We start from the raw sequence: 20,728 nt of genomic DNA on the forward strand, positions 1-20,728 counted from the left end.
CCGCCAGAAACGTCTGGCGGTTTTACCCTTCTTTCGCCTGCTTCATTTTGTACATGGCGTTATCCGCATTCTGGATTGCCACATCCAGTTCGCCCTTCACCTCAGCAACGCCCCATGACACTGACAGCGGTACGGTGTGGCCATCCACCACAAAGACGTGATTGTTGACCTGGCCACTGATACGCTGCGCAATCGCGATAGCATCACTTGTCTGGGAGCGAAACAGCAGGATCATAAATTCATCCCCACCGGTACGAATCACGAGATCGTGGCTGGTACGAGTGTTTGACAACATTCTGTTGGCAATAGTTTGCAGCGCGCGATCGCCTGCGGCATGCCCCCAGGTGTCGTTGACTGCCTTAAACTTATTGCAATCCAGCAGCACCACAGAACAATGTGATAAGTCCCGACGCTTAATAATGTCGAGAATTCGCCGATTAAAGCAGCCAGTCAGCGAATCAATATAGACTTTGAGGTCGCTTTGATTCAGCCACGACTTCAGCGAGAAACTGATCATAATAAAGAAGAATGGTGCCAGCAGTATCACAATTCCGGCGTGCGTATCGCGCACCATAAACCGGCCTAATGCTATTGAGTAGTACAGCGCATATTTTTCTGACAACTTCCGCACCATAATGCGCGTTTTCCCCGTACATTTGCCAGATAAACAGAGGCGCTCATTATTGGATAAATTCACCAGAGCCACATTCAGGCCCGGTGGCATTTGATAGTCAAAAGCATTTGCCAACGCCTCCTGCAACTCCGGCTTTGAATGGTCATAGACCAGATAGGCGACGATTTGATCCGATATCTCTTTCCCGGAAAGGTCATAGATATAGCTCACCACGCTGTAGGCTTTTTCACCGGTAATTTTATCGGTATAAAAATTCGTTGAACTGAGCGCTTTATTCTTGATGTTTTTTTGCAGCAAACGGGTATAAAAATCGACTGGCGGATAGAAAAATCCGGTAATGTCCTGCGCCATTTCAGAATCAGAGAACGTAAAATTGCGCGAATCAGAAGGCATAAACCAGTAAAAATAATCCGCATTCTTGGCAATGATGTAACGATGCGCGTCAAAACTGCCAGGATTTAACTCATTAACCATGCCGCGAATAAACTCCGCTGCCGTATACATACATATAGCTTTAAGGTTAGCTTGTCGGGCGATAATCGTCCCTGTTGCCGAATGCACCCGCTTTGGGTCGGCATTAATTCCCCATTCACCCGCATTTCGCGGAACAAACTGCGCGGCATTATCACATTGATCGTCATTTTTAATGTGATGGTAGCGCTCACCAATCGCATCGGCGATGAGTTCATTATCGTTAAAGATATCCAGCATACGGGCCTGCAGGCGGTTAATCCCTTCGCTGGCTGTGGCCATACGCTGTTCGTAGATGATAAACAGAAACAACGAGGTAAATATCAGCGTAATCAGCCCCGATACCAGCAGTGCCTGCCTGTTCCTGAGCTTATCTTGCACAATCTTCACGAGTCCACCCTGATAGTTAACGGTAATGCCAAACCGGTTACCCGTTTATGTTGTTGCATAACAGCGCTGAGTATTAAAAATAATATAGATCGTCCTGCGGCCCTGATAATGGATGAAAATAAGGTCTCTCCCGTGTACCTAAGTTACAGATTTATACAACAAAAGAACATTTTTGTTAACAAAAATGCAAACTAGTCATCCCCGGCTATCGGATAGCCGGCACGCCGAATCGCCTCCCGACAGTCGCTCACACCTGCGGCATACCCCGCTTCGATTTCACAAACCGGACTGGCGCTGCAATAAGGTAGTGTGATTTGTGTGGCGATGACCTTTTCCAGGGCTTCCACCCTGCTCATGTAATTCAATAATTCGCGCGCAGCATACACGGCAAACTCTTTCGTATCATCGTCTATGGATGCTTCCATAAGGGAAATTTTTTGTTGTAGCAGCTGACGGGTCAATATCATCGTCAATACCCTCAAAGCCAGTTTGCTTAAAGAGTAGCATTACATCAAAGGGGAGAAAGTCGGGAAGGGAAAAAGAGAGGAGAAAAGCTGGCCGCTAAACGACCAGCCTTTCAGACTGGAATCGCTGACTTAAAAACGATAACCCGCGGAGAACATAAACACCCACGGATCAAGGCGTACGCTGTCGCGCTGCTGGACGCCACCCATTTTATAGCTCGCGGTGGTGTCGATATCCATGTACCAGACTGACATGTTAATCAGCCAGTCGCGGTTGATCAGATAGTCCATACCGACTTGTCCTGCCGCACCCCAGGAGTCTTTCAGGCTCAGATCGGATAAACCCGCCTCTTTCCCGTTATTGTTAAAACCTTCATCGAAGAAAGTCGTGTAGTTCACACCCACGCCAACGTAAGGACGCAGTTTGCTGCTGGAGTCGCCAAAGTACCACTGCGCCATTAATGTCGGCGGTAAATGATGAACGGTGGCAATATCACCGGTTGCCCCGGTACCGATCTTATGGCGGAACGGCGTGGCTGCCAGTAACTCAACGCCAATATTGTCGGTTGCCATATACGTGAATGTCAGGCCCAACTGCGTATTGTTGCTGACATCAAAGCCACCCAGGCTTCCCAGCGTACCACCCGCGCCTTCCGTCGGTCGGACGGTAGCCGAACCTGCACGAATAAAGAACTCTCCGGCCTCATGCGCAAATGCGTTCCCAGAGAGAAGAGTTGTTAAAGCCAATGCTGCAACTGTTAATTTTTTCATGTCCGCTCCATCGTTATGGTTATAAAAGCGGAACGAATATACCCACAATGGAGTAATAAGTGATCTAACCTGGATCACATTGAGTTTGATAATTTAACATTTATTGATCCAGATTAAGTTAGAACTTGCATTCAAAATCCTGGTTAAATTAATTCAGATCAATTTTGATATATTTTCACTATGCAAGTACCTTTAGCTCCAACAGGAAGCGTTGGTTATTTGAACGTGATGTACAGAGAACACACAACGATGTTGCAAGATGCTGAAGTCCTGGCCAAAAATTACCGGAGCTTTACAAAGATATGCCTTTCCATACATCGTACGATGCTGCCACTGTAGAGTTATCCAGGGTACAATTGCGCGCAAATGAACACCTGCAAAACTCAAGGAGAGTGCATGTCTATCACGGCGAAATCCGTTTACCGTGACACGGGAAACTTTTTCCGTAATCAATTCATTACCATCTTGCTGGTATCGTTATTGTGCGCGTTTATCACAGTGGTGCTAGGGCATGCCTTTTCTCCCAGCGACGCGCAAATCGCGCAACTGAGCGAAGGGGATCAGCTAACCAGCAGTGTGGGCTTGTTCGACCTGGTACAGAATATGACGCCGGAGCAGCAGCAAATTTTGCTACGCGCTTCTGCAGCATCGACGTTTTCAGGGCTGATTGGTAATGCCATCCTTGCAGGAGGCATCATCCTGATGATTCAACTGATTTCGGCGGGTCATCGGGTTAGCGCATTACGCGCCATTGGCGCCAGCGCGCCGGTATTACCTAAATTGTTTATTCTGATTTTTCTGACTACCCTGCTGGTACAGGTCGGTATTATGCTGGTTGTCGTGCCTGGTATTCTGCTGGCTATCTTGCTGGCCCTCGCGCCAGTGATGGTCGTGCAGGATAAAATGGGCGTCTTTGCCGCTATGCGCAACAGTATGCGTCTGGCGTGGTCTAATATGCGACTGGTAGCGCCGGCAGTAATCGGTTGGTTACTGGCAAAAACGCTGCTGTTGCTTTTTGCGCCAAGTTTTGCAGTACTAACGCCAAACGTAGGCGCGGTATTGGCGAATACGCTGAGCAATATGATCTCTGCTGTGCTGCTGATCTATTTGTTCCGCCTGTATATGCTGATTCGTCAATAAACCCTGAACGCATGCCGGGTGTGTTACCCAATGCTTTTTGATTACGGACTCGAAGAATGAAGCAGTTTCTTGATTTTTTACCGCTGGTTGTCTTTTTTGCTTTTTATAAGCTCTATGACATCTACGCGGCAACCTCGGCGCTTATTGTCGCAACGGCTGTGGTGTTGATTTACAGTTGGGTTCGCTATCGCAAGGTCGAGAAGATGGCGTTAATCACCTTTGTTCTGGTTGCCGTCTTCGGTGGCCTGACGATTTTCTTCCACAACGATGAATTCATTAAGTGGAAGGTTACGGTGATTTACGGACTGTTTGCCGGTGCACTACTGGTTAGCCAGTGGGTAATGAAAAAGCCACTGATTCAGCGCATGTTAGGAAAAGAGCTGACACTGCCGCAGCCGGTATGGTCAAAGCTGAATCTGGCCTGGGCTGTCTTCTTCATCCTGTGTGGACTGGCCAATATCTACATTGCGTTTTGGCTGCCGCAGAACATTTGGGTCAACTTCAAAGTGTTCGGATTAACCGCCCTGACCTTATTCTTCACGTTGCTGAGCGGAGTCTATATCTACCGCCATCTGCCGCAGGAAGATAAATCGTAATATGTGTTCGCCAGATCTGCGGATCTGGCGAATTTTTATCCGCTTGCGTTCTTCGTGGCAGACAAGCTGGCTTACATCCCCTCCGCGCGCCGCATCCCCTCTGTTCTCCGCCCGTAAATTCTAGTAGCATCGCGCCTGTAATCTTTCTCTACAGTCGGTTCTACAATGACAACAACGAATAACACCCCCCAGGGTGAACTGGTTTTACGCACTCTGGCCATGCCTGCCGATACCAATGCTAACGGTGATATTTTTGGCGGCTGGCTGATGTCACAGATGGATATTGGTGGCGCTATTCAGGCCAAAGAGATCGCACACGGCCGCGTGGTGACGGTGCGAGTTGAAGGAATGAGCTTTTTGCGCCCGGTTGCCGTAGGTGATGTCGTCTGTTGCTACGCTCGCTGTGTAAAACGCGGAACGACGTCAATCAGCATTAATATTGAAGTCTGGGTGAAGAAAGTCGCTTCGGAACCCATTGGCCAGCGTTACAAAGCCACTGAAGCCCTATTTATCTACGTCGCTGTAGATAAAGACGGTAAACCCCGTCCGATACCAACACAGGTCTGATAACCAGCGTTAACACCGTTATCAAACCTGCTTGCCGGAGAAGGCCTGACGCCAACTCCGGCACGCCAGTTACTCAATCTGCGCCGTACCGTTCAGACGGAAAACGATATTCACCACCAGGCCAGATCCCGGTTTGCCCGCCTCGTAACGCCATCTGCGCATCGCATTTTTCACTTCACGCTCAAACATATTGGCAGGCTGTGCGGAAAGCACCTCAACATTCTCTACACGGCCATCTGATGTGACATCAAACTTGACCTTCACCCGGCCTTCAATGCGCAGAGCCTGCGCGCGCGCCGGATACTGTGGTTGATTACGACTTAAGGCGCGTGGCCCAGACGGTGCACTAACCGCAGGTTTACTGGTTGCCGGTGCGGTACTGGTTGCTGCCGGACGAGCAGGCGCCGTGTTCTCAAACGGCGATGCCGGACGCGACTCAGCCGGTTTCACGTCACGTTTTGGCTGCTCTTCAACCTTTTTCACCGGTTTCGGCTTCGGTTTTGGCTTAGGCTTCGGTTTCTCGATCACCACCGGAGCCTCTTTTGGCGGTTCCGGTATAGGTTCAGGTTCCGGTTCAGGCTCAACGACTGGCTCCGGCGGCGGTTGAACTGCCTGAGGCGGCTCAAGATCGGCAGGTGCGACCATCGTGATGGAGATCGGCTGCGCGGGTGCAGGCAGTTCAATAACCTGATGTACCGAGGTATACAACAGACCCGCCACTACAGCGCCGTGAATGCCGACGGAAAGTAACGTCGGCCAGGGAAAGCGACGAGGTAAATCAAGGGTCATTGCAGTCATAATCGTTTCAGTTATAAAACCAGGCCTCGATTTTAAATGCAAATAGCAATCATATTCAATAAGCCCATGACAGTAAGCCGCATTTAAAACGCAATTTCATGTAAAAAAACCATTATCTTAATATGGCCTTAACAAAGCTATTATCTTTACGTTGCAGTTACCAGGGCTTTCCAATAACGTAAACGCGACTTTTACCGATCAAGGAGCTCTACCCGTGCTGTATGTAATTTATGCTCAAGATATCGCAGATTCTCTCGAAAAACGTCTTTCCGTACGCCCTGCTCACCTGGCCCGCCTGCAACTCCTCCATGATGAAGGTCGTCTACTGACAGCAGGCCCCATGCCCGCGGTCGACAGTAACGATCCGGGTGCGGCGGGATTTACCGGCTCGACGGTGATTGCGGAGTTTGAATCTTTAGAGGCAGCACAGGCGTGGGCAGATGCCGACCCGTATGTGGCTGCAGGCGTTTATGCGCAGGTTTCGGTCAAACCATACAAAAAAGTATTTTAAGAAACAGAACGGACAGGAATACATTGGGCACCGCCAGCGGTGCCCTTTTTGGATCAAATGCTGTAGATCGCAAACAGCAACGAATTTCGTTGATGATTGAGAATGCATTTTCTGATGGAGTGGATACGCATGTTACGGCGCGATTGCCCTTCAAGCCAACGTGCTTTACGGCGGCTAGCCTGACGCAGCATCCGCCAGCGTCCCACTTCCGTTCTACTACGCTTCATGTTAACTACTCTTCCAGTCACAGAGCGGGCATTATACCCCCAGACCGAATGCAGACCAGTGGTTTTCCCGTGTTTTTATTTGCCAGATGACTCCTGATGCGTAAACTCTTAACAATACGCTTTCAAAAGGATTTTTAAATTTATGACAACCTTCTACACCGTGGTGAGTTGGCTGGTCATTCTGGGTTACTGGGTACTCATTGCTGGCGTTACATTACGCATTCTGATGAAGCGACGCGCAGTACCCTCCGCAATGGCCTGGCTTTTGATCATCTATATACTGCCATTGGTAGGGATCATTGCTTATCTGTCCTTTGGTGAACTCCACCTGGGCAAACGCCGCGCCGAACGTGCCAGAGCGATGTGGCCTTCAACAGCTAAATGGCTGAACGATCTCAAAGCCTGCAAACATATTTTCGCGCAAGAAAACAGCAGCGTTGCCTCATCATTATTTAAGTTATGCGAGCGTCGCCAGGGCATTGCTGGCGTTAAGGGCAATCAGCTACAGCTTCTCACCAGCTCTGATGACGTGATGCAGGCGTTAATCCGCGATATTCAGTTGGCGCGTCACAACATTGAGATGGTGTTCTACATCTGGCAACCTGGCGGTATGGCCGATCAGGTCGCGGAATCATTGATGGCCGCCGCCAGACGGGGGATTCACTGTCGTTTGATGCTGGACTCCGCGGGCAGCGTGGCATTCTTCCGTAGTCCGTGGGCGGCAATGATGCGCAACGCGGGTATCGAGGTGGTCGAAGCGCTAAAGGTTAACCTGATGCGTGTGTTTTTACGCCGTATGGACCTGCGCCAGCATCGTAAAATGATCATGATCGACAACTACATCGCCTACACCGGTAGCATGAATATGGTCGATCCGCGTTTCTTTAAACAGGATGCCGGTGTCGGACAATGGGTTGACCTGATGGCGAGAATGGAAGGGCCGGTGGCCACTGCCATGGGGATCGTCTACTCCTGCGACTGGGAAATTGAGACCGGTAAACGCATTTTACCGCCGCCTCCCGATGTCAACATCATGCCGTTTGAGCAGGCTAGCGGACACACCATTCACACTATTGCCTCCGGCCCTGGCTTCCCTGAAGACCTGATCCATCAAGCCTTATTGACCGCCGCATATTCTGCTCGTGAATATTTAATCATGACCACCCCGTACTTTGTCCCCAGTGACGATCTGCTGCACGCCATCTGTACAGCGGCGCAGCGCGGTGTAGATGTCAGCATCATTCTTCCACGCAAGAATGACTCAATGCTGGTTGGCTGGGCAAGCCGGGCTTTTTTCACCGAGTTGCTGGCGGCAGGCGTGAAAATCTATCAGTTCGAAGGCGGGTTGTTACATACCAAAAGCGTGCTGGTCGATGGCGAACTGAGTCTTGTCGGTACCGTAAACCTGGATATGCGCAGCCTGTGGCTGAATTTTGAGATAACACTGGTGATTGACGATGCCGGATTCGGCGGTGACCTCGCCGCGGTACAGGATGATTATATTTCGCGTTCCCGCCTGCTGGATGCACGTTTGTGGGTAAAACGACCACTCTGGCAGCGTATCGCTGAGCGACTGTTTTACTTCTTTAGCCCGTTGCTGTAAAACGTGCCCATCAGACAGTAAACAGGTAGTCATTATGGATATGGATTTGAACAACCGCCTGACCGAAGACGAAACGCTTGAGCAGGCTTATGACATTTTTCTCGAACTGGCGGCGGACAATCTCGATCCGGCCGACATCCTTCTGTTTAATTTGCAGTTTGAAGAACGTGGCGGTGCAGAGTTATTTGACCCTGCACAAGACTGGCAGGAGCACGTCGATTTTGACCTGAATCCTGACTTCTTCGCCGAAGTAGTGATTGGTCTGGCAGACTCAGAAGACGGTGAGATTAACGATATTTTTGCGCGTGTTCTGTTATGTCGCGAAAAAGATCACAAACTCTGCCACATTCTCTGGCGCGAATAGTGAAAACAAAAAGCTGCTCTCGCAGCTTTTTTTATTTCTAGTCAGGCAATTTACTTCCGCAGCGATTACAAAATTGCGCGCTGTGCTCATGCTGGCTTTGTTGACACTGCGGACATTTGCGCTGATTTTGCCGATGCTGAAACGCACTGCTCATGTGTGTTGTTATCAATCCTGTCGGGATTGCAATAACCGAATAACCAATCAGGATCAGTACTGACGCAACCATGCGGCCAAGCGGGGTATGCGGGGTAATATCACCATAACCGACTGTCGTAACCGTAACGATTGCCCAATATACCGACGCATTCAGCGTGGTAAAACCATATTTCGGGCCTTCGATCAGGTACATCAGTGCACCAAAGACAATCATCAGAATGGCAATAAACGAGTAAAACAGCATCAACTGATGACGGGCACTTTTAATTGCGCTCCAGAACACACGTAGCGACGGCATAAATCGCAACAGTTTGAGTATTCTCAGTACACGCAGCACGCGCATCGCTCGCCAGGCGAAAACATAACTCAGACTAATTTCCGGCCATAGCCACATCACATACAGTGGCAGAATCGTCGCGAGATCGATAATTCCCCAAAAGCTAAACACATATTTTGCAGGATTGGCCCAGCAGCACAATCTGAGCAGATATTCGAGGGTAAAGACCAGCGTAATAAAGACTTCCAGCCAGACAAAAATATGCCATTCATCATAGGTTAAATGGTATTGCGTCCCAACCCCAGACTCAATGAAGATAACAATCACGCTCAGCAATGCGAACAGTGCACACATGCCTTCAAAACGGCGCCCCGAGCGTGTATCTAAATCAAATAATGTACGGTAGAGAGTACGGCGAACAGAAGAGACTAAGCCTGACACATTTACCTCACCAAAAAGAAGGGCTGACAGTATGTCAGCCCTCTCGATTATAGCGGGTCTACTTTTAAGCAGGAAACCGCGTGTCGGAAACTCCCTTCAAGTACAGGACGCGTTTTCGCGCATTCTGGTCCGGCGATCGGACAACGCGTGCGGAACACACACCCCGAAGGCGGATTAATCGGGGACGGTAACTCACCTTCCAGCAGCTGGATAACCTTGTTCCTCTCCATATCAGGATCGGGAATTGGCACCGCTGACATTAGCGCTTTGGTATAGGGATGCAGCGGATTATGGTACACCTCGTCATAGGTCCCTAATTCCACCGCATGCCCGAGATACATCACCAGCACGCGATCGGAAATATGTTTAACCACTGCCAGGTCATGGGCAATGAAGATTAATGATAAACCCATCTCACGCTGTAATTGCTGCAACAGGTTAACAACCTGCGCCTGAATCGACACATCCAGCGCGGATACGGGCTCATCACAAATTATCAGCTTCGGCTCAAGGATCAACGCGCGGGCAATACCAATACGCTGGCACTGCCCACCGGAAAACTCGTGCGGATAGCGGTTAATCAGGTTAGGCAGTAACCCCACTTTCATCATCATCGCCTTTACGCGGTCACGAACTTCCTGCCCAGGCAGATTCGGGTGATAAGTCCTCAACGGTTCAGCGATAATTTCACCGATGGTCATACGCGGGTTTAGCGATGCCAGTGGATCCTGGAAAATCATCTGGATGTCACTGCGTACCGCCCGCCACTCATCGGGTTTCATGCCAAGCAAATCTTTGCCGAGCCAGGCGACTTTACCATCGGTCGCTTTTACCAGACCGATAATCGCACGCGCAAACGTCGATTTCCCGCAACCGGATTCCCCCACCACACCTAATGTTTCGCCCTCATACAGACGTAGTGTAACGCCATCAACGGCTTTCAGCGTTTTCGACGGTTGCCAGAACCACTGTTTACCATCTTTGATGTCGAAATGGACTTTCAGATCGGCAATTTCGAGGAGTACTTTTCGTTGTTCGGTTACCGCATTCATACCAGTTCCTCCACCGGTTTAAAGCAGGCACGCAGACGGCCCGGACTAAACTCTTCCAGTGGCGGAGCACTGCTACAGATTTCCATGGCATGCGGGCAACGGGGCTGGAACGGGCAGCCTTTCGGTAAACGCAACAGGTTCGGCGGATTACCCGGGATAGTCAGCATTTCTTCCCCTTCGGCATCCAGACGCGGGACGGCATTAAGCAGGCCAATTGAATACGGATGAACAGGCTTATAAAAGACATCGCGCGCACTACCATATTCCATCGTGCGTCCGGCATACATCACCAATACTTTGTCGCAAATACCGGCAACAACACCGAGGTCGTGGGTAATCATGATGATTGCGGTATTGAATTCACTTTTCAGCTCATTCAGCAGCGTCATGATTTGCGCCTGAACCGTAACATCCAGCGCAGTAGTGGGTTCATCGGCAATCAGTAACTTTGGCCTGCACAGTAGCGCCATGGCGATCATCACACGTTGACGCATACCGCCGGAGAATTCATGCGGGTACATTTTCATTCGCTTACGCGCTTCCGGCATTTTCACCGCATCCAGCATTCTGACTGACTCTTCAAAGGCTTCTGCTTTGCTCATACCTTTGTGTAGCATCAGAACTTCCATTAACTGTTCGCCGACCCGCATATACGGATTCAGAGAGGTCATAGGGTCCTGGAAGATCATCGAGATTTGCTCGGCGCGCAGTTTGTTCAGCTCACGCTCCGGTAAGTTCAGGATCTCACGACCGTTAAATGTAGCGGAACCGCCAATTCGGCCATTTGCGGCCAACAGGCCCATCAAGGCAAATGCAGTCTGCGACTTACCTGAACCTGACTCACCCACAATACCCAGCGTTTCCCCGGCGCGTAGTGAAAAGTTTAAATCGTTTACTGCAGTAACATCACCATCAGGGGTGGCAAACGTCACTCGCAGATCGGTAACGTTCAGCAGCGCGTTAGCCTGTTGTTGCGCGAGCGGCGCGGTTGAGGTCTCAATTACGCTCATGGCGGCACTCCTTAACGGTCTTTCGGGTCGAGGGCATCACGCAGGCCATCGCCAATAAAGTTAAAACAGAATAGCGTCACCACCAGGAACCCTGCCGGGAACAGCAGTAACCATGGCGATACTTCCATCGAGTTGGCACCATCACTGAGTAATGCGCCCCAGCTACTTAGCGGCTCTTGTGTGCCAAGTCCCAGGAAGCTCAGGAACGATTCAAACAGGATCATGCTGGGAACCAGCAACGAGGCGTAGACCACCACTACACCCAGTACGTTTGGCACAATGTGGCGCACAACAATACGCACGGTAGACACCCCACCGACCTGGGCTGCTTCAATAAACTCTTTGCGCTTCAGGCTCAGCGTCTGGCCACGAACGATACGCGCCATGTCAAGCCAGGATACCATCCCAATCGCCACAAAGATCAGCAGAATGTTTTGCCCAAAGAAGGTGACCAACAGAATAACGAAGAACATGAACGGGAAGGAGTTAAGGATTTCCAGCAGACGCATCATCACGGAGTCGATTTTACCGCCCAGGTAACCCGATAGTGAACCGTACAGCGTGCCCACAATCACCGCCACCAGCGCCGCCGCAATCCCCACCATCAACGAGATCCGTCCTCCAATTGCCACCCGCACCAGCAGGTCACGACCGGATGAGTCAGTGCCAAAATAGTGCCCGGACTCCGTATCAGGCGCGCTGGACATCATGCCCCAGTCGGTATCGAAGTAGGTAAACTGCGACAACATTGGCGCCAGGGTCACAAACAGCGCAATAATCACCAGTACCACGAGGCTGGCTACTGCCGCCCGGTTATGCATAAAGCGTCGACGCGCGTCCTGCCACAGGCTGCGGCCTTCGACCTCCAGCTTCTCACTGAAATTCTCCAGCGCTTCGCTGTTTTTCTTACTTAACATCATAGCGAGCTCCAGTATCAGTAACGGATTTTCGGGTCGATTACGGCATACAGCACATCGACAATCGCGTTAAACACGATGGTCAGCGCGCCGACCAGAATAGTCAGGCTCAGTACCAGCGAGTAATCGCGGTTTAATGCGCCATTCACAAACAGCTGCCCAATGCCCGGTAAACCATAGATAGTTTCAATAACCATCGAACCGGTAATGATGCCGACAAACGCGGGGCCCATATAGGACAACACCGGCAACAACGCAGGTTTTAACGCATGGCGGAAAATAATCCGTCGCATCGGTAACCCTTTAGCACGCGCGGTCCGAATAAAGTTAGAGTGCAGCACTTCAATCATCGAGCCGCGGGTAATACGCGCAATACTGGCAATGTAGGCCAGGGATAGCGCCACCATTGGCAGGATCATAAATTTCAGCGCCCCACCATTCCAGCCGCCACCGGGTAGCCATTTCAGTGTGATTGCAAATATCATGACTAATAAGGGAGCAACGACAAAACTGGGGATCACCACCCCGGTCATCGCCACCCCCATAACTGTGTAATCCCACCGCGTGTTTTGCTTCAACGCGGCGATTACGCCCGCACTGACGCCGATCACCACCGCCAGAATAAAGGCCGCAGCCCCCAGTTTCGCGGAAACCGGAAAGCTTGACGCGACCAGGTCATTAACGGTGTAGTCTTTATATTTAAAGGATGGCCCAAAATCACCGTGCGCCAGCTGTTTCAGATAGCTAAAGTACTGCGTTGAGATCGGATCATTAAGATGGTATTTCGCTTCAATATTCGCCAGAACTTCTGGCGGTAACGCGCGCTCTCCGGTGAAAGGACTTCCCGGTGCAAGACGCATCATAAAGAATGAAATCGTAATAAGAATAAATAGCGTCGGAATCGCTTCCAGACAGCGGCGTAATATAAATTTCAACATTGCCCGTACCTTCTGGCGTGTGCCTTTATACCCGTCATACTTCAAGCTGCAGGTGCGTTGGCTTTACTCGCTCACGCCAGTCACTTACTTAAGTAAGCTCCTGGCGATTTGCTGCGTTGCCGCCTTCCTGCAACGTGAATTATTTAGGGTATACCTCTCTTTGTCTAAAGAGGTATTTATAGTTCGAAGAAAAAGACACTGTGGGGCAAAAATGATTGCCCCACGTCTTGCCATTAATGCTTGATAATATACAAGTCTTTAACGTGGATATTATCCATCGGGTCTTTACCGGAGTATCCGCCTACCCAAGGTTTCACCAGACGGGCGTTAACGTAGTAGAACACCGGTACAATTGCAGAGTCTTTATCCAACAGCTGTTCTGCTTGCGAATACAGTTCACTGCGCTGAGCATCATCAGTTGCTTTCAGGGTATCAGCAATCAACTTGTCAAATGCAGGGCTCTTATAGTGGACGGTGTTGTTGGAGCTGTCAGACAGCACCATATTCAGGAAAGACGTCGGTTCGTTATAATCCGCACACCAGCCTGCGCGTGAAACGTCATAGTTGCCCTGATGACGCGTATCGAGGAACGTCTTCCACTCCTGATTTTCCAGCTTCACGTTCGCACCCAGATTTTTCTTCCAGATGGATGCCGCAGCGATAGCCAGCTTCTTGTGCAGATCGGAGGTGTTATACAGCAGATCAAAGGTCAACGGTTTATCTGCGGTAAAACCAGCTTCGGCCAGCAGTTTTTTCGCTTCTTCGTTACGTTTTTCCTGTGACCACTTGAACCACTCTGGCTCAACCAGTTTAGCGCCATCAGTATATGGCGGGGTAAAGCTATAGGCAGGCAGATCGCCCTGGTTTTTCACTTTGTTGACGATAATGTCACGATCCAGCGCCAGCTTCAGGGCGGTACGAACACGAACATCGTTGAACGGTGCTTTTTGGTTGTTAATTTCGTAATAATAGGTGCACAGGTAAGGATCAACGTGAACTTCGTTCGGGATCTCTTTTTTCAGTTTCTGGAATAACTCAATCGGCATGTTGTTATAGGTCATGTCGATTTCACCGCTGCGATAGCGGTTCACGTCAGTCACTTCAGAAGAAATTGGCAGGTATGTAACCTGGTTAATAATGGTTTTCGCGTTGTCCCAGTAGTTGGTATTACGCTCAAGAACAATACGCTCGTTGACAACCCAGTCTTTCAGTTTATAAGAGCCGTTAGAAACGATGTTAGCGGGTTGGGTCCATTTTTCACCGAATTTTTCCACCACGGCTTTAGGCACAGGGGAAAGAGAGGAGTGCACAAGTAGTTTGTAGAAATAAGGAACAGGTTCGCTCAGAGTGACTTCAAAGGTATGGTCGTCAATCGCTTTTACACCGAGATCGGTAACTGGCTTCTTACCGGCGATGATGTCATCAATATTGACAATATGTCCGTACTGTAAATAGCTGGCGTACGGTGAAGCAGTATTAGGGTTCGCCAGACGTTGCCAGCTATAGACGAAATCTTGTGCGGTAACGGGCGTTCCATCAGACCATTTAGCGTCTTTACGCAGATGGAATGTCCAGACTTTAAAATCTTTATTTTCCCATTTATCAGCCACGCCCGGCGATGGTTTGCCATCAACGTCACTGATTAATAAACCTTCAAATAAATCACGGCTAATGTTGGATTCCGGTACACCTTCGATTTTATGCGGATCGAGTGACTGAACTTCCGAACCATTATTACGCACCAGAGTCTGCTTCTCTGCCAACTGTACACCTGCTGGTACTACTGCTGCTGTAGCAACATTTCCAGCGATTAGCGCAGTTAGGATCCCCGCAGCTACTAAACTTTTTTTAGTGATGTTAGTCATTGTGTTTGTACTCCCTCATTATTATGGCTGGTTTTATAACCAGACTGTTAATCCTGTCAGGATCCCTGTACGGCACCGGAGATTTTCTACCGTCAGGTGTTTTTTTGTTTACTGCTCGCTATCACCGACTTTATTTATTCTGACGATTCGTTTGATCGCCTTGCGTCGATTATCTACGTGCCTCCCCTGCCGGAAGCACGCTATTATCCTGTTGAGAGAAACTAACTGAAAATGATTCTCATCAACGTGAAATCTTCTGCTAAATACCTGGCCGGAAAGTATCAAATGCGTTTCTTCACCGCCAATACATTTTACAGATTTGTTAACCAATTCTCTTTTATCGAAAAAAAACCGCACTAAAAAATCATCAAAAAAGCAATTTTTCAACAATAAAATCAATTAATTCAATGTATTGCATGAGACACCCAGTTCATCACCCTGTCCGGCATCGAAGAGACGTCAGAATGCACATAAATTTAACAATTGGTTATTAATTAGCACATTCATCTAAATTAGGTGCTGAAATAACTAATATCATTTCGATAATCCTTCAGCAAGCCCCAGAGTATGATGTTAATAAAATAACAATGCAGCCCTGTTTCATCTGTTCTGCGGAAAAGGTAATTGTGTTTAAAATCAATACATAAAAATGCAGTTGGCTATCATCATTTTTTAGTATTGCTATGCCACTTTTCAACTTTCGTGAGAAGTTTTACTGACAATGGAGGGAAACGGAGCCAGAGAGCAGCTCCGTTTATATTGAATGGGTGTATTCAGGCAAGTAAACCCGGGAAAATGGACTTGATACCGGTCACAATGAACTCAATACCCAACGCCATGAGTAACAACCCCATAATACGCGTAATGACGTTGATGCCGGTTTGTCCCAACAGGCGAACCAGCCATGGCGCCATTCGAAACAATCCCCAACAGCACAGAGCAAACAGCGCAATTGCCACGAAAAAACCGAACAGATTAATGGCACTATGATAACGCGTACCCCAGACGATCGTTGAGCTTATTGCCCCCGGCCCCGCCATTAACGGCAGCGCTAACGGGACAACGCCAATGCTCTCGCGTATTGCCGTCTCCGACTTTTCCTGCTTGTTTTGCTTATCTTCCCCAAGTTTTCCGCTGATCATCGACATCGCGATAGTCACGACCAGGATACCACCGGCAATCCTGAACGAATCAATTGAGATACCAAACAATTGCAGAATTCCATCCCCCAGAAACAGAGAGGTCCACAGAATGATAGCAACCGACAGGTTTGCCGTAAGGTTGGTTTTATTGCGTGCGGCAGCGGTCTGGTAGCTGGTCATGCTGATAAAAACAGGGATGATCCCTACCGGGTTGACCAATGCAAATAACCCAATGAAAAATTTAAAATAGACAGGAAAATCGAATAGCGTATGGATCACGGTTAGCTCCGAAGCGTTAGCCGGATAAAATGAGTCATAAAAATTGATGAAATCCGCGCTGAAGATACGCCTTTTGTCAGCATACTTCACCTGCTATCTGCGTATATCTGCGTAAATACGCTACCATTACTCGGTGTTATTAATATGTATTAAATATGCTAATGTTAACCTCATTCATTACATCAATTTTTTAACACTTACCAAGAAACGCTAAAAGGGCCTGCTGAAAGGTGTCAGCTTTGCGTAAATTTGATCCAGATCACGCAATTACTACTCAGAAGTGAGTAATCTTGCTTACGCCACCTGGAGGTAACGCGTTAGAGTTAAATGACGCTAACGCATAAGCTCTTTTAGTAAATCAAAGTAAAGTGGACGTTAATTAACCGTTTGATTTTCAAAACGTTATACAATTTTTCGTCGGTCTGTCTATACTCTCGTATCGAGCAGATGATTTACTAAAAAAGTTTAACATTATCAGGAGAGCATTATGGCTGTTACTAATGTCGCTGAACTTAACGCACTTGTAGAGCGCGTAAAAAAAGCCCAGCGTGAATATGCCAGTTTCACTCAAGAACAGGTTGACAAAATCTTCCGCGCCGCCGCTCTGGCAGCCGCAGACGCTCGAATCCCTCTCGCGAAAATGGCCGTTGCCGAATCCGGCATGGGCATCATCGAAGACAAAGTGATCAAAAACCACTTTGCTTCCGAATACATTTACAACGCTTATAAAGATGAAAAGACCTGTGGTGTTCTGTCTGAAGACGACACTTTCGGTACTATCACCATCGCTGAACCGATTGGTATCATCTGCGGTATCGTTCCAACCACTAACCCGACATCTACTGCTATCTTCAAATCGCTGATCAGCCTGAAGACGCGTAACGCAATTATCTTCTCTCCACATCCGCGTGCTAAAGATGCCACTAACAAAGCGGCTGACATCGTTCTGCAGGCGGCTATCGCTGCTGGTGCACCGAAAGATCTGATCGGCTGGATCGATCAACCTTCCGTTGAACTGTCTAATGCTCTGATGCATCACCCGGACATCAACCTGATCCTTGCGACCGGTGGTCCAGGTATGGTTAAAGCAGCATACAGCTCCGGTAAACCCGCAATCGGTGTAGGTGCAGGTAACACCCCTGTTGTTATTGACGAAACAGCGGATATTAAGCGCGCGGTTGCTTCCGTTCTGATGTCTAAAACCTTCGATAACGGCGTAATCTGTGCTTCTGAACAGTCCGTTGTTGTTGTTGACTCTGTATACGATGCAGTTCGTGAACGTTTCGCTAGCCACGGCGGCTACATGCTGCAGGGCAAAGAGCTGAAAGCTGTTCAGGACGTTATCCTGAAAAATGGCGCACTGAACGCCGCTATCGTTGGTCAGCCGGCCTATAAAATTGCTGAACTGGCAGGCTTCTCAGTTCCGGAAACAACTAAGATCCTGATCGGTGAAGTGAAAGTTGTTGATGAAAGCGAGCCGTTTGCTCACGAAAAACTGTCCCCGACGCTGGCGATGTACCGTGCGAAAGATTTCGAAGATGCGGTAGACAAAGCAGAGAAACTGGTTGCGATGGGTGGTATCGGCCACACTTCTTGCCTGTACACTGACCAGGACAACCAACCAGAACGCGTTGCTTACTTCGGTCAGATGATGAAAACCGCGCGTATCCTGATTAACACCCCGGCTTCACAGGGTGGTATCGGCGACCTGTACAACTTCAAACTCGCACCTTCCCTGACTCTGGGTTGTGGTTCCTGGGGTGGTAACTCCATCTCTGAAAACGTTGGTCCTAAGCATCTGATCAACAAGAAAACCGTTGCTAAGCGAGCTGAAAACATGTTGTGGCACAAACTTCCGAAATCTATCTACTTCCGTCGTGGCTCACTGCCAATCGCGCTGGATGAAGTGATTACCGATGGTCACAAACGTGCTCTGATCGTGACCGACCGCTTCCTGTTCAATAACGGTTATGCTGACCAGATCACCTCCGTGCTGAAAGCAGCCGGCGTTGAAACCGAAGTGTTCTTTGAAGTTGAAGCTGACCCGACTCTGAGCGTTGTTCGTAAAGGTGCTGAGCTGGCTAACTCCTTCAAACCTGACGTTATCATCGCACTGGGCGGTGGTTCCCCGATGGATGCCGCGAAAATCATGTGGGTGATGTACGAACATCCGGAAACCCATTTCGAAGAGCTGGCACTGCGCTTTATGGACATCCGTAAACGTATCTATAAGTTCCCGAAAATGGGCGTGAAAGCGAAAATGATCGCCGTCACCACCACTTCCGGTACCGGTTCTGAAGTAACGCCGTTTGCGGTTGTTACCGACGATGCAACGGGTCAGAAATATCCGCTGGCTGACTACGCGCTGACTCCAGATATGGCAATTGTCGATGCCAACCTGGTGATGGATATGCCGAAATCACTGTGTGCATTCGGTGGTCTGGATGCGGTGACTCACGCCCTGGAAGCTTACGTTTCCGTGCTGGCTTCTGAATTCTCTGACGGTCAGGCTCTGCAAGCGCTGAAACTGCTGAAAGAAAACCTGCCTGCGTCCTACCATGAAGGTTCTAAGAACCCGGTCGCGCGTGAGCGTGTTCACAGTGCAGCAACCATCGCCGGTATCGCGTTTGCTAACGCCTTCCTGGGTGTATGTCACTCAATGGCGCACAAGCTGGGCTCTCAGTTCCACATTCCTCACGGTCTGGCGAACGCCCTGCTGATCAGCAACGTCATTCGTTATAACGCGAACGACAACCCGACTAAACAGACTGCATTCAGCCAGTACGATCGTCCGCAAGCTCGTCGTCGCTACGCTGAAATCGCAGACCATCTGGGTTTAAGCGCACCGGGCGACCGTACTGCGGCTAAAATCCAGAAACTGCTGGCATGGCTGGAAGAAATCAAAGCTGAGCTGGGTATTCCTAAATCTATCCGTGAAGCTGGCGTTCAGGAAGCTGACTTCCTGGCACACGTCGACAAACTGTCTGAAGATGCGTTTGACGACCAGTGTACCGGTGCTAACCCGCGTTACCCGCTGATTTCTGAACTGAAACAGATCCTGCTGGATACTTACTACGGTCGTGAGTACAGCGAAGGTGAAACTGCTGCTAAAACTGAACCAGCAGCCGCGCCTAAAGCTGAGAAAAAAGCGAAAAAATCCGCTTAATGTACTCACATAAGTTTTAGTATCTTCATAAACGGCCCCTTGGGGCCGTTTTTTTTGACATACTCAGCCAAAACCAGGCTATGCAGACACCAGCCATCGAGGTGAAAAGGCGTAAGAGAAATAGGTGCAAACAAGAGATGTATGAGTAACACCAGAAGGCAATACCGCAGGGTAACGCTTCTGGCTAAAGCAGAGGCCTACCCTGCGATTTAACTCAGCAGGAGAGCAGAGGGTTAATCGTGGCTGTGACGTTCCTGAATGGCCGTCAGAGAGCCTTCAGACTGTGCTTCCTTATAATGCTTGCGGCACACCGATACATAGCGTTCATTTCCTCCTATAACGACCTGCTCACCTTCGTTATAAGGTCTTCCGGCCTGATCAAGGCGTAACACCATGCTGGCCTTACGGCCACAGAAGCAAATGGTCTTTAATTCAACCAACTTATCAGACCATGCAAGCAGATATTCGCTACCACCAAATAATTCACCACGGAAATCAGTGCGTAAGCCATAACACAAAACTGGAATATCCAGCTGATCAACAACCTCTGATAATTCATAAACCTGCTGTCGCGTCAGAAACTGAGACTCATCGACCAGCACGCAGTGAATTCGTTGTTGCGCGTTCTCCGCACGAATCTCCTCGAACAAAGATGAATTTTGGTTAAACAATTTTGCAGGTGACGACAGGCCTATACGTGAACTTACTTTTCCCGCGCCAAAACGGTCATCAATTTCCGCTGTATATACAACGGCACGCATCCCACGTTCCTGATAATTGTATGAAGATTGCAGCAATGCCGTCGACTTGCCTGCATTCATTGCAGAATAGTAAAAATAAAGCTGTGCCATTGTGTGTCGGCCCTCACCGGGGAGAATAAATATGGGCAGGATTGTATCATATTTCACAAACAAGTCGGTGCAGCGTGACATTCGGAATGTATAAAAGA

The 20,728-nt window shown here is 49.1% G+C and carries 20 protein-coding genes and 1 pseudogene; 8 read left to right on the forward strand and 13 right to left on the reverse strand.

Features of this window, described 5'->3' with window-relative positions; translation table 11 throughout:
• Window positions 1-22: 22 nt before the first annotated feature.
• The 3 genes from NNO08_RS05270 to ompW form a co-directional block, all read right to left on the reverse strand.
• On the reverse strand, window positions 23-1,495 hold the full coding sequence (locus NNO08_RS05270; RefSeq protein WP_271450390.1) for a GGDEF domain-containing protein: 1,473 nt from the start codon (window positions 1,493-1,495) through the stop codon (window positions 23-25).
• A gap of 191 nt (window positions 1,496-1,686) precedes the next feature.
• A complete protein-coding gene (locus NNO08_RS05275; protein WP_271450391.1) occupies window positions 1,687-1,962 on the reverse strand; it encodes a hypothetical protein in 276 nt (91 codons plus the stop codon).
• A 129-nt stretch (window positions 1,963-2,091) separates the two neighbouring features.
• Entirely contained in the window at window positions 2,092-2,730 is a 639-nt protein-coding gene (gene ompW, locus NNO08_RS05280; protein ID WP_040233206.1) for an outer membrane protein OmpW, read from the reverse strand.
• Window positions 2,731-3,011: 281 nt separating this feature from the next.
• On the opposite strand from ompW, the pseudogene NNO08_RS05285 reads away from it, so the two are divergent.
• The 4 genes and pseudogenes from NNO08_RS05285 to yciA form a co-directional block, all read left to right on the forward strand.
• Window positions 3,012-3,098 (forward strand): annotated as a pseudogene (locus NNO08_RS05285) (YkgJ family cysteine cluster protein); the annotation flags it as partial.
• 28 nt (window positions 3,099-3,126) lie between these two features.
• Complete coding sequence (locus NNO08_RS05290; protein WP_040233207.1) at window positions 3,127-3,870, forward strand: YciC family protein; 744 nt, start codon at window positions 3,127-3,129, stop codon at window positions 3,868-3,870.
• 56 nt (window positions 3,871-3,926) lie between these two features.
• Window positions 3,927-4,466 (forward strand): septation protein A, encoded by a 540-nt coding sequence (locus NNO08_RS05295; protein WP_003020667.1) that lies wholly within the window; start codon window positions 3,927-3,929, stop codon window positions 4,464-4,466.
• 165 nt (window positions 4,467-4,631) lie between these two features.
• A complete protein-coding gene (gene yciA / locus NNO08_RS05300; RefSeq protein WP_048211486.1) occupies window positions 4,632-5,033 on the forward strand; it encodes an acyl-CoA thioester hydrolase YciA in 402 nt (133 codons plus the stop codon).
• Window positions 5,034-5,102: 69 nt separating this feature from the next.
• Here the strand turns inward: yciA and tonB are convergent, their stop codons facing one another.
• Window positions 5,103-5,831, reverse strand: coding sequence for a TonB system transport protein TonB (gene tonB / locus NNO08_RS05305; RefSeq protein ID WP_271440930.1), 729 nt, complete (start codon window positions 5,829-5,831; stop codon window positions 5,103-5,105).
• 214 nt (window positions 5,832-6,045) lie between these two features.
• Here tonB and NNO08_RS05310 point away from each other — a divergent pair, with 214 nt between their 5' ends.
• A complete protein-coding gene (locus NNO08_RS05310; protein WP_048211485.1) occupies window positions 6,046-6,342 on the forward strand; it encodes a YciI family protein in 297 nt (98 codons plus the stop codon).
• A 53-nt stretch (window positions 6,343-6,395) separates the two neighbouring features.
• Here NNO08_RS05310 and NNO08_RS05315 read toward each other — a convergent pair whose 3' ends face one another.
• The gene (locus NNO08_RS05315; protein WP_005126414.1) at window positions 6,396-6,569 is read right to left on the reverse strand and encodes a YciY family protein; all 174 of its coding nucleotides are present in this window, start codon (window positions 6,567-6,569) and stop codon (window positions 6,396-6,398) included.
• A 142-nt stretch (window positions 6,570-6,711) separates the two neighbouring features.
• On the opposite strand from NNO08_RS05315, the gene cls reads away from it, so the two are divergent.
• Together cls and NNO08_RS05325 are read left to right on the forward strand one after the other, a co-directional pair.
• The gene (gene cls / locus NNO08_RS05320; RefSeq protein WP_048211484.1) at window positions 6,712-8,172 is read left to right on the forward strand and encodes a cardiolipin synthase; all 1,461 of its coding nucleotides are present in this window, start codon (window positions 6,712-6,714) and stop codon (window positions 8,170-8,172) included.
• 34 nt (window positions 8,173-8,206) lie between these two features.
• Window positions 8,207-8,536: an HI1450 family dsDNA-mimic protein gene (locus NNO08_RS05325; protein ID WP_040233211.1), complete on the forward strand. Its 330-nt coding sequence runs from the start codon at window positions 8,207-8,209 to the stop codon at window positions 8,534-8,536.
• Between the two features lie 37 nt (window positions 8,537-8,573).
• Here the strand turns inward: NNO08_RS05325 and NNO08_RS05330 are convergent, their stop codons facing one another.
• The 7 genes from NNO08_RS05330 to ychE all read right to left on the reverse strand — a co-directional run bounded on the left by NNO08_RS05330 (window position 8,574) and on the right by ychE (window position 16,613).
• Window positions 8,574-9,410: an ion transporter gene (locus tag NNO08_RS05330; RefSeq protein WP_137381706.1), complete on the reverse strand. Its 837-nt coding sequence runs from the start codon at window positions 9,408-9,410 to the stop codon at window positions 8,574-8,576.
• Between the two features lie 47 nt (window positions 9,411-9,457).
• Window positions 9,458-10,462: a murein tripeptide/oligopeptide ABC transporter ATP-binding protein OppF gene (oppF, locus tag NNO08_RS05335; RefSeq protein WP_048211482.1), complete on the reverse strand. Its 1,005-nt coding sequence runs from the start codon at window positions 10,460-10,462 to the stop codon at window positions 9,458-9,460.
• Window positions 10,459-11,472: a murein tripeptide/oligopeptide ABC transporter ATP-binding protein OppD gene (gene oppD / locus NNO08_RS05340; RefSeq protein ID WP_124021107.1), complete on the reverse strand. Its 1,014-nt coding sequence runs from the start codon at window positions 11,470-11,472 to the stop codon at window positions 10,459-10,461. Before oppD ends, oppF begins: the two co-directional genes overlap by 4 nt.
• Window positions 11,473-11,483: 11 nt before the next feature.
• On the reverse strand, window positions 11,484-12,392 hold the full coding sequence (oppC, locus tag NNO08_RS05345; RefSeq protein WP_048211481.1) for an oligopeptide ABC transporter permease OppC: 909 nt from the start codon (window positions 12,390-12,392) through the stop codon (window positions 11,484-11,486).
• Between the two features lie 14 nt (window positions 12,393-12,406).
• On the reverse strand, window positions 12,407-13,327 hold the full coding sequence (gene oppB / locus NNO08_RS05350; protein ID WP_005126405.1) for an oligopeptide ABC transporter permease OppB: 921 nt from the start codon (window positions 13,325-13,327) through the stop codon (window positions 12,407-12,409).
• Between the two features lie 233 nt (window positions 13,328-13,560).
• Window positions 13,561-15,192: an oligopeptide ABC transporter substrate-binding protein OppA gene (gene oppA / locus NNO08_RS05355; RefSeq protein ID WP_271456302.1), complete on the reverse strand. Its 1,632-nt coding sequence runs from the start codon at window positions 15,190-15,192 to the stop codon at window positions 13,561-13,563.
• Between the two features lie 773 nt (window positions 15,193-15,965).
• On the reverse strand, window positions 15,966-16,613 hold the full coding sequence (gene ychE, locus NNO08_RS05360; RefSeq protein WP_137381703.1) for an NAAT family transporter YchE: 648 nt from the start codon (window positions 16,611-16,613) through the stop codon (window positions 15,966-15,968).
• Between the two features lie 487 nt (window positions 16,614-17,100).
• Between ychE and adhE the strand changes: the two genes are divergently transcribed.
• Window positions 17,101-19,779: a bifunctional acetaldehyde-CoA/alcohol dehydrogenase gene (gene adhE, locus NNO08_RS05365; RefSeq protein ID WP_271456303.1), complete on the forward strand. Its 2,679-nt coding sequence runs from the start codon at window positions 17,101-17,103 to the stop codon at window positions 19,777-19,779.
• 233 nt (window positions 19,780-20,012) lie between these two features.
• On the opposite strand, the gene tdk is transcribed toward adhE, so the two are convergent.
• On the reverse strand, window positions 20,013-20,630 hold the full coding sequence (gene tdk / locus NNO08_RS05370) for a thymidine kinase (RefSeq protein ID WP_005126397.1): 618 nt from the start codon (window positions 20,628-20,630) through the stop codon (window positions 20,013-20,015).
• Between the last annotated feature and the right edge of the window lie 98 nt (window positions 20,631-20,728).

The organism is Citrobacter sp. Igbk 17 (assembly GCF_028069775.1).
Lineage (GTDB): Bacteria > Pseudomonadota > Gammaproteobacteria > Enterobacterales > Enterobacteriaceae > Citrobacter.